We start from the raw sequence: 14491 nt of genomic DNA, 5'->3' as shown, positions 1-14491 counted from the left end.
TCAGACAAGGCCGGTTTAGTTAAGCGTCTACATAGTCCATTTTGAACTGATCAAGCTATGCTTCTGCTGAATATAAAAATTCGTTAGTTTGCTAATTGCTTATCAATATAAGCCATCATAAGCTGAAACACCTCATCAATGTTCAATTCAGAACTATCAATGATGTAGGCATCAGTTGCTGGTCTGAGTGGAGCAACTTCGCGCTCCATGTCACGTTTATCACGCGCCTCAATATTAGCTAAAATATCGTTTATTTTAGCATCCAGCCCCATACCCTGCAACTGCTTTACTCTGCGTTCAGCACGAGATTGGGCTGAAGCGGTTAAATAAATCTTGGCTTGAGCCTCTGGAAAGATGGATGTGGCCATATCTCGACCATCTGCAACCAAGCCCGGTGCTTGTGCAAAAGCATGCTGGCGATCAACCAGCGCAGCTCTAAGCTCAGGAATTGTTGCAACTTTTGATGCAAACTCACCAACTCGCTCAGTTCGAATGGTTTGACTAACATCCTCACCATTGAGCAAGACTTGTGTGCCTTGTGCAGAACTTAAAAATTGTATGTCTAAATGTTTAGCAATTTCGACACATTGACTCAATTCACTTGACAAAGCATCCAACAAATCCTGTTGATGCAATGACAGGCCCAACAAGCGATATAACGCTCCCGAATCAAGTAAATGAAATTGATAATGAGCTGCTATTTTCGCAGCTAGTGTGCCCTTACCCGAACCACTTGGACCATCAATTGTGATTATTTGAACTGTCATTGCTTACCCAAAGTTTGTTATACAGATTTAGCGAGTTTTGAAAAACCTAGTTTAATCGCAGATTTAAGCTGTGCAAGGATTAATTTACTTACAAAAGGTGCACGTGCTTGTAATTCAATCGTATAGGTCACTAACGTTTTATTCGAGTCAATCGGCTCAAACTCAATAATACCCAAATGATGTTTGATGAGTGGATTTTTAATAATCTTGTATTCAATACGCTCATTCACATTCATTAATGTAATTTGCTCTTGCAACAGTTTAATTGGACCAAACCCCATACGACGTACAGAACCAAGCCCATCCGGACGTTCTGGATCTGCTGAATCTTTCACTCGCACAACTTGAACTGGTGCAAAAGCAACGTTATACGTTGAGTGTTTAGAAAGTAAATCAAATACCTGCTCTACGGGTGCATTAAATTCTTTTTTAATCTGAATATTATTCATGGTGGTTCCAACGCCTTATTTGACAATAATTATTGTCATTTCATTTTACATGAAATTATTATTTTACGAATGGATTCATCCCTTTTCTTGTAGACGGGATAGTCGCTTTTGTTCGCGGCGCATTTTAAAAAAGTGACTGAGCTGCTGTGAGCATTGCTCATGTAAACAACCCGACTCAACCAAGAACTGATGATTATAATAACCCGTTTCAAATAATTTACGTGCACTTATAAGAGAGCCAGCTTTCGGCTCTGTCGCACCAAAGACTACTTTTGAAACGCGTGCATGCACCAAAGCGCCCACGCACATAGTACAAGGCTCAAGTGTCACATACATGACCGCATCATCAGGCAAACGATAGTTTTGTGTATTTTGGCAAGCATCGCGAAGTGCTTGAACCTCAGCATGCGCGGTAGGGTCATTTAGCGTAATAGGAGCATTAAAGCCAGAACCAATAATTTTATTTTGACTCACAATGACCGCCCCAACAGGGACTTCACCTTTTGACGCTGCAATAGCAGCCTGCTCTAAAGCAAGCTGCATCCATTCACTATCTATTTTTAAAACATCAGTCATAAAGATTAGATTACATCGTAATGTTTAAGGAGTTCATTCCAGCTTTCAATACTCGTTGTTGGTGGATTACCAGCGAAAATACCCTTTAAGCTATTACTAGCCCCTTGTTTCCAGGCTGGCGACAAGTCTTTATCCACTAAACGCGCACGCACACCCTCAACAAAGTCTGCATGACGGATTTTCCAGTCCGAAATTTGGGTTTCAAGCTCGAACACTTCATTCCAAGAATGAACCTGCTTGCCCCACTGCCATAGCAACCATGTTAATGCAGCAGTTGTTGGTGAGCCTTTTTGTAAGTTCTCACTGGCTTGACGAAGCCAATCGCTACGCGCATCACTTAAACCAACAATAGCATCATAATCATGCTCGAAGTTCACACCACGACATACACTATGAATGACATCCAAAGAGTTCTGTAATGGACCTGGACCTACAGGACGATGCATACTGTTTAATGTGTCATCAATGGCTCTAAAATCACCTGCTGGATAATGACTCCAGTCGATATTAATAACTTTCTCAAGCACCGTATTACGCTGCGCATCACAGATGTGTGTTGCCCAACCAATACCATATGCGCCCGCAGCCGTCATGATTGAACCCGTTAAGCCCGTGAACAAACCAATTGCTCCACGATCCGCCAAGAAACGCGTTGCACCCACATCTGGGTACAAACCAATATTAATTTCAGGCATCGCTAAACGTGAATGCGGTGTCACCAAACGAAATGGCGCGGCCATAAACAGACCTAAACCACCGCCCATGACATAACCTTCACCCCAGACCAAGACAGGCTTAGCATAGTTGTGTAGTAATAAATCTAAAGCATATTCTTGCTCGAAGAACTGATTGGCTGTTTCAACTTCATCGTTAATCACCAGTTGACGAAGTTTACGTACATCACCACCCGCACAGAATGCTTTTGGTGTGGTTGAATCCAACCAAATGGCTTTTACTGCGTCATCGCTATGAAAATCTTGAAACACTTCAAATAAAACTGAAACAATCGTTTCATCTAAAGCGTGAAGTGATTTTGGTCTATTCAGACGAACAATGCGCCAACCATTTTTTGCTTCTTCTACAATCAAATCTGGATGGTAGTTTTTAGAAACGGGAGAATATGTCATGCGTCCAGCTGCCAATCTATAGGCTCAATGCCATGTTGTTTAAGATAATTATTGGATTTTGAAAAAACTTTACAACCGAAGAATCCACCACGATTTGCTGCCAAAGGTGACGGATGTGCCGCCTTTAACACCAAATGCTTTTCTTGATCAATCCGTTGTCCTTTCCGCTGCGCATATGCTCCCCAAAGAATAAAAACAATATGTTCGCGCTGTTCATTCAAAACATCAATCACATGATCGGTAAAATCTTCCCAACCTTGTTTTTGATGTGATGTGGGTTGACCAGCTTCAACGGTTAATACACTGTTCAACAGCAAAACGCCTTGCTGCGCCCAACGAGTTAAATCCCCATGTTTAGGAATATCAATTCCTAAATCTTTATTTAACTCATGGAAAATATTACGTAAAGATGGTGGTAAAGCAAGCCCCTTTTGCACAGAGAAACTGAGCCCATGTGCCTGATTCGGCCCATGATATGGGTCTTGTCCGAGTATTACCACTTTTACATTCGCCAAAGGCGTCGTATTAAATGCATTAAAAATCAGCGCATTTGGCGGATAAATCACTTTATTCGCTTTTATTTCTGTAACAAGAAACTGCTTTAACGCATCCATCTTAGTACTAAGCAAAAAGTCACTTAATCCATGTTTCCAACTGGCATCCAGCTGAATTTTATCAAGCTTGGTTTGCTGTTGTTCTGTTAAAGACATACTTGCGCCTTATTCCCTTACTGTATATTCCGTGACAAATTTCACAGTTTGACTTGCAATTCTACATTCGGATTGTGAAATTGGATACCTTCTTTTAATTTGGTATACATTTCAGTATCCGCCCATTCCGCTTGGATTTGTTCTGAAAACTCGATCTGGCTTAAATCTAAAAGCCCCATCTGTGTATTTTCAATATCTTCAATAAAACTCTGCGCATAGCCCGTATCAGTCTCATGCACAATCACCGAGTACACTTCCACATCGCCTTCACCGTTTTGAGTCACGGTCGACGCGAGTACTTGCTGTGCAAGATAAAAGAAAATACGTGAAAATTGTTCAGCCGATGGCGAAACAGGCAGCGACACCCAACGTGCACTAAATGTTTTACATGCTTGGATATATTCTGGATCGTCGTTTTGCCAAAAACAAATCGCATGATCAAAAGAGTCATAAAGGTCTTTAATCACCCCTTTCAGCAAGCCAAAATCATAAACCATTTGACCATGATCTAATTTTGATGCTTTGAGGAGTAATTCAACTTTATAACTGTGACCATGAATGGAGCGTTTACAACGATCCGATGTACAGTTACGTACAATATGGGCATTTTCAAACTTAAATAACTTACGAATTAACATATGCCGTAATGCAATCAAACTTTCTGAGAATTGACTTTAATTATAAAGCAAAAGTAAACCTATGCTCATTTATTTTATTGTTCAATCCAATTGGTAAATCATATCAGTCTTATATCTATCCTTTAAAACGCTGACATGCTCCGATAGGCCACATATACCGCCTGATCTTTTCGCACCAAATCAGCACTAAACTGACGCTTACGCTCACTCAGCAATACTTCAATTCTAGCTTTAAAATAGTTCGATTGAACCCCGAGAAAATCATTAACAGCAGCCCGCTGAGCCTCGTCCACTTGTTTAAATGGATCAACCTCCCATAGTTCATTAACATTGGAAAAATGCTCCAGATTGGCCTGTCTTTGCTTTTGTAAATTTTGAATAGCAGATACATCCAACTTAGGATCAATGCTAGCCAACACCAGTGCAGGTGCAGTATTTACATTCACCTTTAATTCATTATTCGGCAAAGCACTCACATAAGGTGCAATCAGTTGATAGTTACGCCCCTCAAACCCACGCACCAACTTCAACTGTTCAACATTATAAAAAGCACGATTTGGCGCCAAGTAACCCTGAGCTAAACTTTGATAATAAGCAGATTCAGCACCCATCGGCCCACTGACTTCATCATCTTCATCTTGCCAATCAATCACTGCTTCTGAAAGTTGCGCAGGCAACCCCACACGTACCAACAGTTTTTCAAACCAAAGTTTTGCAGCCTCATTCGGCTTTTTATCCGACTTAACTAAAGCATTTAAATTAAATTTTCCTGACTCATCTTCTAAACGCCCAGAAACAAAACCATCTTCCACTGGAAAAGCAGGCATGGGCTTCGCCCACGTTTCTTGTAGATGATCGACCTCTGCTGCATTTTGAGCATCATCCACCAACAGCTCAGAAAAAAAAGCTTCAGCACTTTTTGCGTATAACAGAGCTTGGTTTTGTCGCATTAAATAACCCGTACTCTCTGCGGTATTGCGCTGATGTTGCGCAATCGTAGCCGCAAGGATGGTTGCTAAAGCCACCATCACCAAAATGGTGATCAATGCAATGCCATGCTGAGAGCGCTTCAAAACATCCACCTATTTACAACGAAGACATTTAAGGAAAAATGGTTTTGCATAGAGTCCGTGAGTTTCATATCCTGCAACTTAATTTTTTTGTTTTAAAAAGTCTGTATTTAATAAACTAAACACCCATTCATAACTCACTTCATTGACAGTGAGGTTTATTTTTAAACCGCGCGGTAGTATTTTTGCCTGAGTTACATCATTTTCACTCAATGCCACCTCAGGCCATTGTGCCATTTCATTGGGATTGAGTAACATAATTTGAAATTGATCAACTGAATCAAGTAAAACACTGGTTTCTGGTTGATCATTACCGGTTTGATTTAAATTTTTATATTTATAACGGTACAGTTTTTTTTCATCTGCTTTGTAAATATATTCAACTCGCTCTTCAGGCGGTATGCCTTGCATTAAAGGATCAGTCACGCCAGTTTTACTAAAGGTCAACTGACCATTTTGCAACATGACTGCGGGTTGAACCTGCCCCGCAACATTGGCAGTAACTGGTACAATTTGCACAGTGTCACGTAACACTTGTTGATATGCTTCTTGTAGCTGACCTAAGCGCTGTTCATGTTGGGTATTACGCTCTTTAATCTTGATCAGATAATCAAAAACCTTCCAACCCAAAGCTGAAAGCACAGCAAAAATCGCGATTGCCACCAATAACTCAACCAAAGTAAAGCCTGAGCGTTTTTTCATGGTTGGCTTCCATCACGATGGTTGAAAAAAACTAAACTCGTAACACCCGAATCTACTTTTCCAGTTTCAGTATTCACCAAGCTCACTTGTACATTGACGCGTTGCACATTAGTACTGATCGTTGCTTGCGCTGATTTATCAATTTGCCAAGTTTCACCTTGTTGGGTGATTTGTTTAGAGGCCGTGCCTTGTAGCCAATCACGATTGATTTCCATCATCGAAATTTCATTCAAGGCAACAAATTGTGACTTAGTACGTAAAATCGCATGTCCAGTAGACTGAGTATATTGCATACCCACTTTGGTTAAAGCGACCGCTGTTGTAGCAAAAATAGCCAGTGCCACCATCACTTCCAGCAATGTAAATCCTGAGTGAGGATTAATGAAATAATGTTTCATCCGAGCGCAAGCTGGCAGACTATTCTTTAAATCTTTAGCTCGCATTTATTTTACCCAAATGATCAATTTCAATTTCTGCACCCACGGGCTCATTGGCATAATAAAATTGAATACGAACAGGTTTTGCTTCGCCATTCCCCAACCAAATCAGTTTAGGTGCACTCTCTTGGGTTAAATCATCGTTTCGGGCTGGGGAAACATCATAGTCTAAGGATTGCACAGCAAAAGAAACATTTTTGGCTAACACTTGCTGCGGGAACTCATTATATTTTTGCCATTTTTGATGATTCAGCATTGCATTATTTTGTTGTTCTGTGGGTATGGTAAATTGAGGATTTTTATATTCAACAACAGCATAAGAAAAATCAGCCACATCGGTCGCAGGATGAACCTCTAGTGCCAAAACACGTGCTTGATCATTTGCCTCACGTGCAATTTTCTGTACATCCATGATAAAAAAATCACGGGCTTGCGCTGCTTTACGTTGATCGACCCCATTGATATTCAACATCACCAATGACGCCATGATGGCCATAATAACAATAACCACCATCAATTCAACCAGTGTAAATCCTTGAATCCTTGAAGGTGGTTTCTGTTTCATACATCCTATCCGCTAAGCAAGATATCCTGCTGCGCCCGTTTGTTTAGGCATCGCCAGAGCTTGGTCAATGTAGGCCACGCGCAAAGTATCACGCGAACCCAAATACCGTTGATAAAAACTAGAGTTCAAAATCGCAGCTGCACCATGCGTTAAAGACCAAATCGATGCCAAATAATCACGAACTGTCATTTGACTTTCTATCGACTCCAAATACCGCTCGGTCATACGGATAATTAAACGTAGACGTTGCTTTCGAATTTGATAAAGCTCAGTAAATAAATGATAGATCCCAACACCCGTTGTCGATAATCGCTCTTCTATTTGATGAAACAGCACCGTGCGTTCAGGATGATGCAAATGATGTAACATAAAAAAAGCAAGATGTTCAGGGAACTGCTTGTCTGTATCTTTAATCATTTCAAGCAACATTTGCTCATTACGAATAATGAGCAACATATAGAGTTCATCTTTACTTTGAAAATGTTTATAGAGCGTACCTTTTGCTAGATCTAATTCCGCAGCCAATGCATCAAGGGTCATCCCTGCTTCGCCATTCTCTAAAAGCAACTGTTCAGCCACTTGGAAAATTAACGCTTCTCTTGCTCGAAACTGAGCCTGACGATCCATTTTCACCCTAGTACTCTCTTATACGCTTTTATCGTTTCAATTTATTTACTTCATGTTGAGAAGGTTTTCAAAGTTCTGTGTTGTGATGAAAGCCATCTCTTCCAAGGACTTATCATATACATCTGCCAAGGCTTTGGCTACATAAGGAACGTACTTTGGTTCATTAGACTTTCCTCTATATGGCATCGGTGCTAAATAAGGACTATCTGTCTCAATTAATAGGCGATCTAAAGGAACTTGCTTCGCCACATCACGCAGGTCTTGCGCATTTTTAAAAGATACAATCCCTGAAAATGACACATAGTAACCGCAGTCTAAGACAGCTTTGGCCGTTTCCCAGTCTTCTGTAAAGCAATGCAAAATTCCATGGGTCGATTTTTCAGCACGAATAATATCGACAGTATCGTGCTTGGCAGAACGGGTATGCACAACAACTGGTTTTTTTACAGCTTGTGAAGCATGAATATGTCGTGCAAAACAGTCTTTTTGCTCAGCGATGAAATCTGTACTATGAAAATAATCGAGCCCAGTCTCACCAATTGCCCAAACTTTTTCAGGCTGCGCCAACTCAATTAAATAGTCTGTGGTCGCACGAGCCATGGTTTCAGGATCTTCACAAGGATGTACCCCGACGCTATAGCCCACATCATCATGCCGTGCCGCAATTTTTGCTAGCTCAATATGATCATCAATATCAACCGAGATACTCATAAAGCGATGAACGCCCGCTGCACGTGCTTGCGCTAATGCTAAATCCAAATCCCCATCATAAGGGATTAAATCTAGCATGGTTAAATGGCAATGCGTATCTACAAACACAGGCGTTTCCTACTTCATGTACTTAATTACATAGTGTAACTACTTCGCCCTTCAGACTTAAGACCTGCAAGCAACTTTTCCGCTTCTGATTTGTAATAAACCCCTTTCTCCCCAGAAAGTTGAATACCAAATCCTTGGAGTTTGATTCCATTTTGCTTTTGCGAAATCCAAATCACTTTACCGGTTAGAGGAATTTTCTGTGCTTGCTCTGGCAATGTTGCCAAAACAAAGACCTCTTCTCCCATCTTTACAGGTTGCTTGGATGGAATAAATAAACCACCACCAACCACAAAAGGCATATAGCTTGCATATAATGTTGCTTTATCTGGAATATTGGCTTGAATGATTCCGCCCATACGTGGTTGCATAAAATTCCCCTGTTTTAAACATCCATCAACCGAATACACAATTGGTCGAGCACTAAATTAGTTTGTACGTTTTGTTCAATATATTGTTTTGACTGTTGCAGCTCAGCATAAATTGAAAACAAAGTTTCAAGTGAATACCGTTCTGCCAGCACACTGAAATCCAAATCAGTGTTTTTTAATTGCTGATTTAGCTTGACACAAATCAAATCTGACAACAAGTACTCAAACATTTGACTAAAATCACTAAATGCTAGCGCTTTATTCCACTTGGTCGCAATTGCCATCGGCATATTTTTATCCATCACCAGCTTTTGCCAATCTTTTAAAAATTCAGCACGTTGAGGGATCCATTCACTCTCGGACAATGTAATTGCCTGCAACGGCATATGATTGGACAAATTCATCAACAAATGTTGCTGTGCCAAATCGTTATGGGACAAATGCTGATTTAAAAATTGCTCTGCTTGCTGTTCATTTATGCGATCCAAAGCAAAATGTTGCAAACGACTGCGAATGGTTGCAGGCAGTTTTAAATAATGATCTGCCAATAAAATGATAACAACACGATCACCTGGTTCTTCAAGCGTTTTCAATAAAGCATTGGCTGAAGCTGTATTTAAAGCTTCGGCTGGTTCAATAATGATGACGCGCCAACCATCTACCGTTTGCTGCACAAAAGGCAGCAGATCACGAATTTTCTCAATTTTGATCTTGGCATTTTGTTTCTTATTGTCTTCATCGGTAGTGATGTGCACATAATTGGGGTGTGTATCCGCCTTTAACCACTGACAACTCCCACACTCCCCACAAGCCAAATGATTTGGCTGCCGCTTCGCACATAAGACCCAAGCAAGAAACTGCTCAGCAAAAATCTCTTTACCACAACCTTTTTTTCCATAAAACAATAAGCCATGACCAATATTGGGAAATCGCGTGGTTAAAGTTTCCCAAACATTTTGATGCCACGGATAAATCTGCTCAGGCAGCGTTTGCTTCATGTATACGACCTAAGTTCTATTATGCAAAATGAGCCACATCCATGGCATTTAAACGATCTAAATCCTCTTGTGTATCCACACCCGGTGGTAAGTTTGCTTCTGCGATATCAATAGCAATACGATGTCCATTTTCCAAAACACGCAGTTGCTCTAAGCTTTCGAGCTTTTCAAGTGTACCCATATCCCATGTCACATACTCTTGGAGCAATTTCACGCGGTAAGCATACAAGCCCAAATGACGGAAGGCTTGGTTATGCAACGTTTGTTGCACTTGTTTTGCAGCATCTCGGTCATATGGAATAGTAGCACGACTAAAGTAAAGTGCTTGTTTGTACTTCGACATCACCACTTTAACAATACTGTCACGTTTAAATTCATCTAACTGCTGAATTGGTTCGCACAAGGTCGACATTGAACACTCAGCTTGTGACTCTAAAAGTTGTGCGACTTGCTTGACTAAAGTCGCTGGCAATAAAGGCTCATCACCTTGAACATTGACAATGATATCTTCACTGGCCCAGCCCTTAATTTTTGCCACTTCACTTAGGCGGTCTGTTCCCGAAGGATGATCCGCTGAGGTCAACACCACATCCACGCCTTCTGCCATGCAAAGGTCATAAATTCGCTGATCATCCGTTGCGACGCAGAGATCATCAAAACCTTCCACTTTCTTCGCCTGATCAACGACCCGTAAAATCATTTCACGGCCATGAATTTTAAGGAGTGGTTTTCCAGATAAACGTGTGCTTGCGAAACGCGCAGGAATAACAATATGCTTCATAAAAGACCTTAAGAAATTTCAATACCTACAGCGGCGAGCTGTTGATGTAAGGTGTCATAACACGCCGTCGATAACACTGCATCGACAGGAACAACCCAAATATCACGGGCAAAACTAGGATTTTGTTTGAGCAACGCTAAAATTTTCACTGCATCTTTTTCAGTGGTAATAATAGGATTGGCATCATCAAAGACCAAATCCTCTAACTCATATTCATAATGATCGGCAAACTCATGACACTGGAACTGCTGCACCCCCATACGCTCTAAAGTACGATAAAAACGCTGCGGAAACCCAATCCCCACGACCGCATAAAAATCATCTTGCGGATTGAAAGCTTTTGCTTCAATACTGTTCAACAAATAAGGCTCTGCAACTTCTAAGTGCATGTGCATAGTACGAGTAGGATGATCTGCATGTTCAATCACTATGCCTTGATCCAGTCTAGACTTCGGCTCTCGCAAATAACCTTCAGGCAATAACTTTTCATTACCTAGTCCACGATTATTATCTAGGACAATCCATTCAATTTGACGATTCAATGCCCAATGCTGAAGCCCATCATCACTAATAATCAAATCAATGGGATAGTGAGATAAAAGCAGTTCAATACTTTCTTGGCGGTTGGGACCCACTGCCATCGGTACATCAGTGGATTGCACGATGAGCGTTGGCTCATCACCTACATTTTCAGGTAATGAGTTCAGATCCACCATAGTCGGAAATGGGCCCTTGGCACCATAACCACGACTGATCACACCCACTCGAATATTTTTACTTTGTAAATAACTCACCAAGTGAATGAGCAGAGGAGTTTTACCACTTCCACCCACGGTAATATTACCAATCACCATGACAGGTACAGGAGCCGTATAGGCTTTTTTAATATTACACCGATACAACTTACGGTTTAAAAGAAAACCGCCACGATATAGCCAAGACAGCGGACGAAGCACAATTAACCACTTTGCCTGTGAGTTCCAAGCATCCTGAATAAACTGTGCACCTGACATGACTTAGTTTTCCTCAAAATTACGCTGATGTAGCTGATAGTAAGCACCCTGCTTAGCAATAAGTTCAGCGTGTGTACCTTGCTCGACTATACGCCCTTTGTCCATCACCACAATACGGTCTGCATTTTCAATGGTGGATAATCGATGTGCAATCACAATCGTGGTACGATCTCGCATTGCAGCGTCGAAGGCACGCTGAATAAAGTACTCTGATTCATTATCAAGCGCGCTGGTGGCTTCATCCAATATCAATACAGGCGCATTTTTCAAAATCGCACGAGCAATGGCTATACGTTGGCGTTGACCGCCCGATAAATTGAGACCTTGTGCACCCAACTTGGTATTGTAGCCTTGTGGTAAAGCCATAATGAAGTCATGTGCATAAGCTGCTTTTGCCGCTGCAATCACCTCTTCATCCGAGGCATTTTCAAGCTGACCATACGCAATATTGTCACGTACAGTGCGATTAAATAAAACCACTTGCTGATTAACCATTGCCACTTGAGTACGCAAGCTATTGATTTCAATATTATGAATATCAACACCATCAAAGAGAATTTGGCCAGAGGTCGTATCTTGAAAACGCACCAGTAAATTCACTAAAGATGTTTTACCAGCACCAGAACGCCCTACTAAAGCGACTGTTTCACCTTCTTTTACACTCAGATTAAAATCATGCAATGCGTGATGGCCATCGGTATAAACCAGATTCACATGTTTAAAGTCAATATTACCTTTCAGTACAGGAGTTAAAGCCCCAGTATTTTTTTCTTCTGGTAAATCTAAAATTTCAAAAACTGAATGTGCTGCAGCCATACCCCGTTGAATCTTTTCATTCACGTCAGTCAACGCTTTAATTGGCTTACTCAACATACCCGCTGCAGTAATGTAAGCCACAAATTGACCTGCACTCGTATCCTGTAAAATCTCTGGGCGTAGTGCGATCCACATGACGATGCTCAAAGCAATGGACATGATTAATTGGACAACAGGACTGTTCAGCTGCTGCACAACCACCATTTTCAGGCCACGACGTAAATTCTCTAAAGATGTATCTCTAAAGCGTTGTTGTTCATAAGCCTGTCCACCAAAACCTTTTACCACCAAGTGACCATTGACCGTCTCTTGTACCACGTGATTGACATCACCCATGGTATCTTGGACTTGAATAGAAAGCTTACGCATGCGCTTTGCCGCTTTACGGATAAGTAAACCAATCAACGGTGCAAAAATCAAAATACACAAGGTCAGACGCCAATTGCTATAAATCAGGTACCCCAACAGTGCAATGGTGATTAGACCTTGTTGAACAATAGTTTTTAATGATTCTGAAGATGCAGCGGTAAGCTGCTCCACATTAAACATGATCTTCGCAGTGATATGACCACTGTTATTATCCAGATAATACTGTGCAGGAAGACGCAATAATTTTGCAAAAACTTCTTGGCGAATATTAAAGACCAGGTTTCTAGAAATGACAGCCGTAAAATACCCCCCCATGAACAAACCCAGCCCACGGAAAAACATTACCACAACAACCAAAATTGGGAACAAGGTTGTAAAACCTTGATCACGGTGTTGAATAGCTTCAATAATTTTTTCAAGTAATTTAGCAACAGAAACCTCTGTCGCGGCATTTATAGCAAAACCGACCACCACAAGAATTGCTACGCCCCAATAAGGTTTTAAATAGCTCAGTAGACGTAGATAAACTTTAAAATCGTGTTTCACTAATAACCTCGAGAAGGCACTTTGGTACTAATATTGATATTTACAAATCCCAACTGACCGGCCACATCCATCACACGGATCACATCCTGATGGGTTGCTTTTGCATCCGCAGCAATCACAAACATTAGATCACGACGGTCATTGGAAATCTGTTTAATTGCGGTATTTAATTCTGAAACATCTTTCGATGCGATAGACTGACCATTAATTGAATAATGCCCTGTGGAATCTACCACCACTTCGATTTTATGATCAAATGTTTTCGGCGGAACCCCTTGCGCATCAGGCAAGGTTAAATTCATACGACTAAATTGATTGAATGTAGTGGTCAGCAATAAAAACACCAAAATAAATAATAAGCAATCAATCATTGGTGTAAGGTTAATATGAACATCTTCAACTTGCGAGCGTTTGAATTTCATACTTCACCTTAGCTCGCTTGTTTCACAACAACATCATCGTGGTTTTCAAGCACAGTTTCTGTTTTCTTATAAAATAAAGCCGCATGAAACAAAGTCGATTGCTGCTCTAATTCAGCAACGTACTCTTGAACCAAACGCTGAAAATAACGATAAGCAAATAATGCAGGAATCGCAATGAACATTCCTGCTGCAGTTGTAATCAGTGCTTTAGAAATCCCTGGAATCATCAGTGTTGGATTACTACTATTCCCAATATCAATCATTAAAAATGACTCGATAATACCTAATACAGTCCCCAACAATCCTAAAAGAGGCGCGACAGCGCTCAATGTTCCTAAAAAATTGATATTTTTTTCAAGATAACCAATTTCTTGAGAAGCTGTTGCTTCCATCTGCGCACGTGCAAACTGTTCACCTTGTGCCTTACTTTGGTAACCAGCTTCCAAAATACGACCCAATGTCGTTGCCTGTAAATCCTGATTTTGTTTAAGTTTAGGCAAAACCATTTGTACGCTTTGCGCTGGGTTTAATAGCAAATCTTTCGGTAAAATAGCGGATTTCTTTAAGCGAATAAAACGCTCTAAGCTAATCGCAACAGTAAAGATCGAACAGAGTACAAGGGGCAGCATAAGCCACCCACCTGCTTTTACCAATTCCCACATAACACTTCCCCAAGTATTTAAAATAGAAA

19 protein-coding genes are annotated in these 14491 nt (G+C 40.9%); all 19 read right to left on the bottom strand.

Annotated features, from left to right (window positions below):
* Positions 1 to 83 precede the first annotated feature (83 nt).
* The 19 genes from cmk to ACSC9N_RS07170 all read right to left on the bottom strand — a co-directional run bounded on the left by cmk (position 84) and on the right by ACSC9N_RS07170 (position 14462).
* Positions 84 to 767, bottom strand: a complete 684-nt coding sequence (gene cmk / locus ACSC9N_RS07260; protein ID WP_005401162.1) for a (d)CMP kinase — start codon at positions 765 to 767, stop codon at positions 84 to 86.
* 17 nt (positions 768 to 784) lie between these two features.
* Positions 785 to 1216: an SRPBCC family protein gene (locus ACSC9N_RS07255; protein ID WP_010326848.1), complete on the bottom strand. Its 432-nt coding sequence runs from the start codon at positions 1214 to 1216 to the stop codon at positions 785 to 787.
* Positions 1217 to 1291: 75 nt separating this feature from the next.
* Positions 1292 to 1792 (bottom strand): tRNA adenosine(34) deaminase TadA, encoded by a 501-nt coding sequence (gene tadA / locus ACSC9N_RS07250; RefSeq protein WP_005401161.1) that lies wholly within the window; start codon positions 1790 to 1792, stop codon positions 1292 to 1294.
* 5 nt (positions 1793 to 1797) lie between these two features.
* A complete protein-coding gene (locus ACSC9N_RS07245; RefSeq protein ID WP_005401160.1) occupies positions 1798 to 2919 on the bottom strand; it encodes an enoyl-CoA hydratase/isomerase family protein in 1122 nt (373 codons plus the stop codon).
* Positions 2916 to 3629 (bottom strand): uracil-DNA glycosylase, encoded by a 714-nt coding sequence (gene ung / locus ACSC9N_RS07240; RefSeq protein WP_004696856.1) that lies wholly within the window; start codon positions 3627 to 3629, stop codon positions 2916 to 2918. The genes ACSC9N_RS07245 and ung overlap by 4 nt, the downstream gene beginning before the upstream one ends.
* A gap of 41 nt (positions 3630 to 3670) precedes the next feature.
* Positions 3671 to 4267 carry a 6-pyruvoyl trahydropterin synthase family protein gene (locus ACSC9N_RS07235; protein ID WP_004696854.1) on the bottom strand — a complete coding sequence of 199 codons (597 nt, stop codon included), beginning with the start codon at positions 4265 to 4267 and terminating at the stop codon, positions 3671 to 3673.
* A 122-nt stretch (positions 4268 to 4389) separates the two neighbouring features.
* The gene (gene gspK, locus ACSC9N_RS07230) at positions 4390 to 5340 is read right to left on the bottom strand and encodes a type II secretion system minor pseudopilin GspK (protein WP_010326849.1); all 951 of its coding nucleotides are present in this window, start codon (positions 5338 to 5340) and stop codon (positions 4390 to 4392) included.
* A 78-nt stretch (positions 5341 to 5418) separates the two neighbouring features.
* On the bottom strand, positions 5419 to 6039 hold the full coding sequence (gene gspJ, locus ACSC9N_RS07225) for a type II secretion system minor pseudopilin GspJ (protein WP_005401158.1): 621 nt from the start codon (positions 6037 to 6039) through the stop codon (positions 5419 to 5421).
* Positions 6036 to 6437: a type IV pilus modification PilV family protein gene (locus ACSC9N_RS07220; protein ID WP_005401157.1), complete on the bottom strand. Its 402-nt coding sequence runs from the start codon at positions 6435 to 6437 to the stop codon at positions 6036 to 6038. Before ACSC9N_RS07220 ends, gspJ begins: the two co-directional genes overlap by 4 nt.
* A 34-nt stretch (positions 6438 to 6471) precedes the next feature.
* The gene (locus ACSC9N_RS07215; RefSeq protein WP_010326852.1) at positions 6472 to 7041 is read right to left on the bottom strand and encodes a type II secretion system protein; all 570 of its coding nucleotides are present in this window, start codon (positions 7039 to 7041) and stop codon (positions 6472 to 6474) included.
* 12 nt (positions 7042 to 7053) lie between these two features.
* Complete coding sequence (locus tag ACSC9N_RS07210) at positions 7054 to 7668, bottom strand: TetR/AcrR family transcriptional regulator (RefSeq protein ID WP_004696845.1); 615 nt, start codon at positions 7666 to 7668, stop codon at positions 7054 to 7056.
* Positions 7669 to 7713: 45 nt separating this feature from the next.
* Complete coding sequence (locus ACSC9N_RS07205) at positions 7714 to 8487, bottom strand: TatD family hydrolase (RefSeq protein WP_010326853.1); 774 nt, start codon at positions 8485 to 8487, stop codon at positions 7714 to 7716.
* A 26-nt stretch (positions 8488 to 8513) separates the two neighbouring features.
* Positions 8514 to 8855 carry a PilZ domain-containing protein gene (locus tag ACSC9N_RS07200; RefSeq protein ID WP_010326854.1) on the bottom strand — a complete coding sequence of 114 codons (342 nt, stop codon included), beginning with the start codon at positions 8853 to 8855 and terminating at the stop codon, positions 8514 to 8516.
* Positions 8856 to 8869: 14 nt separating this feature from the next.
* Positions 8870 to 9853, bottom strand: a complete 984-nt coding sequence (locus ACSC9N_RS07195) for a DNA polymerase III subunit delta' C-terminal domain-containing protein (protein ID WP_010326855.1) — start codon at positions 9851 to 9853, stop codon at positions 8870 to 8872.
* A 19-nt stretch (positions 9854 to 9872) separates the two neighbouring features.
* Entirely contained in the window at positions 9873 to 10634 is a 762-nt protein-coding gene (gene kdsB / locus ACSC9N_RS07190; protein ID WP_010326856.1) for a 3-deoxy-manno-octulosonate cytidylyltransferase, read from the bottom strand.
* Between the two features lie 8 nt (positions 10635 to 10642).
* Positions 10643 to 11647, bottom strand: a complete 1005-nt coding sequence (lpxK, locus tag ACSC9N_RS07185; RefSeq protein ID WP_010326857.1) for a tetraacyldisaccharide 4'-kinase — start codon at positions 11645 to 11647, stop codon at positions 10643 to 10645.
* Positions 11648 to 11650: 3 nt separating this feature from the next.
* Positions 11651 to 13378, bottom strand: coding sequence for a lipid A export permease/ATP-binding protein MsbA (gene msbA, locus ACSC9N_RS07180; RefSeq protein WP_010326858.1), 1728 nt, complete (start codon positions 13376 to 13378; stop codon positions 11651 to 11653).
* Positions 13378 to 13800, bottom strand: a complete 423-nt coding sequence (locus tag ACSC9N_RS07175) for an ExbD/TolR family protein (RefSeq protein ID WP_004696832.1) — start codon at positions 13798 to 13800, stop codon at positions 13378 to 13380. The genes msbA and ACSC9N_RS07175 overlap by 1 nt, the downstream gene beginning before the upstream one ends.
* A gap of 8 nt (positions 13801 to 13808) precedes the next feature.
* A complete protein-coding gene (locus ACSC9N_RS07170; protein ID WP_005401149.1) occupies positions 13809 to 14462 on the bottom strand; it encodes a MotA/TolQ/ExbB proton channel family protein in 654 nt (217 codons plus the stop codon).
* Positions 14463 to 14491: the final 29 nt, after the last annotated feature.

This window comes from Acinetobacter sp. PC34 (assembly GCF_051789135.1).
In the GTDB taxonomy this organism is placed as follows: Bacteria; Pseudomonadota; Gammaproteobacteria; order Pseudomonadales; family Moraxellaceae; genus Acinetobacter; species Acinetobacter johnsonii.
The sequence above is the reverse complement of the archived record's forward strand: the minus strand, read 5'-3'. Positions and strand labels throughout refer to the sequence as shown.

Excerpts from the sequence above, each read along its gene's own strand:
- ACSC9N_RS07215 (WP_010326852.1), bottom strand. The coding sequence starts at position 7,041 with ATGAAACAGAAACCACCTTCAAGGATTCAAGGATTTACACTGGTTGAA.
- ACSC9N_RS07255 (WP_010326848.1), bottom strand. The coding sequence starts at position 1,216 with ATGAATAATATTCAGATTAAAAAAGAATTTAATGCACCCGTAGAGCAG.
- kdsB (WP_010326856.1), bottom strand. The coding sequence starts at position 10,634 with ATGAAGCATATTGTTATTCCTGCGCGTTTCGCAAGCACACGTTTATCT.
- lpxK (WP_010326857.1), bottom strand. The coding sequence starts at position 11,647 with ATGTCAGGTGCACAGTTTATTCAGGATGCTTGGAACTCACAGGCAAAG.
- ACSC9N_RS07245 (WP_005401160.1), bottom strand. The coding sequence starts at position 2,919 with ATGACATATTCTCCCGTTTCTAAAAACTACCATCCAGATTTGATTGTA.
- ACSC9N_RS07170 (WP_005401149.1), bottom strand. The coding sequence starts at position 14,462 with ATGTGGGAATTGGTAAAAGCAGGTGGGTGGCTTATGCTGCCCCTTGTA.
- ACSC9N_RS07195 (WP_010326855.1), bottom strand. The coding sequence starts at position 9,853 with ATGAAGCAAACGCTGCCTGAGCAGATTTATCCGTGGCATCAAAATGTT.
- cmk (WP_005401162.1), bottom strand. The coding sequence starts at position 767 with ATGACAGTTCAAATAATCACAATTGATGGTCCAAGTGGTTCGGGTAAG.
- ung (WP_004696856.1), bottom strand. The coding sequence starts at position 3,629 with ATGTCTTTAACAGAACAACAGCAAACCAAGCTTGATAAAATTCAGCTG.
- ACSC9N_RS07175 (WP_004696832.1), bottom strand. The coding sequence starts at position 13,800 with ATGAAATTCAAACGCTCGCAAGTTGAAGATGTTCATATTAACCTTACA.
- ACSC9N_RS07235 (WP_004696854.1), bottom strand. The coding sequence starts at position 4,267 with ATGTTAATTCGTAAGTTATTTAAGTTTGAAAATGCCCATATTGTACGT.
- ACSC9N_RS07220 (WP_005401157.1), bottom strand. The coding sequence starts at position 6,437 with ATGAAACATTATTTCATTAATCCTCACTCAGGATTTACATTGCTGGAA.
- ACSC9N_RS07210 (WP_004696845.1), bottom strand. The coding sequence starts at position 7,668 with ATGGATCGTCAGGCTCAGTTTCGAGCAAGAGAAGCGTTAATTTTCCAA.
- ACSC9N_RS07200 (WP_010326854.1), bottom strand. The coding sequence starts at position 8,855 with ATGCAACCACGTATGGGCGGAATCATTCAAGCCAATATTCCAGATAAA.
- tadA (WP_005401161.1), bottom strand. The coding sequence starts at position 1,792 with ATGACTGATGTTTTAAAAATAGATAGTGAATGGATGCAGCTTGCTTTA.
- gspJ (WP_005401158.1), bottom strand. The coding sequence starts at position 6,039 with ATGAAAAAACGCTCAGGCTTTACTTTGGTTGAGTTATTGGTGGCAATC.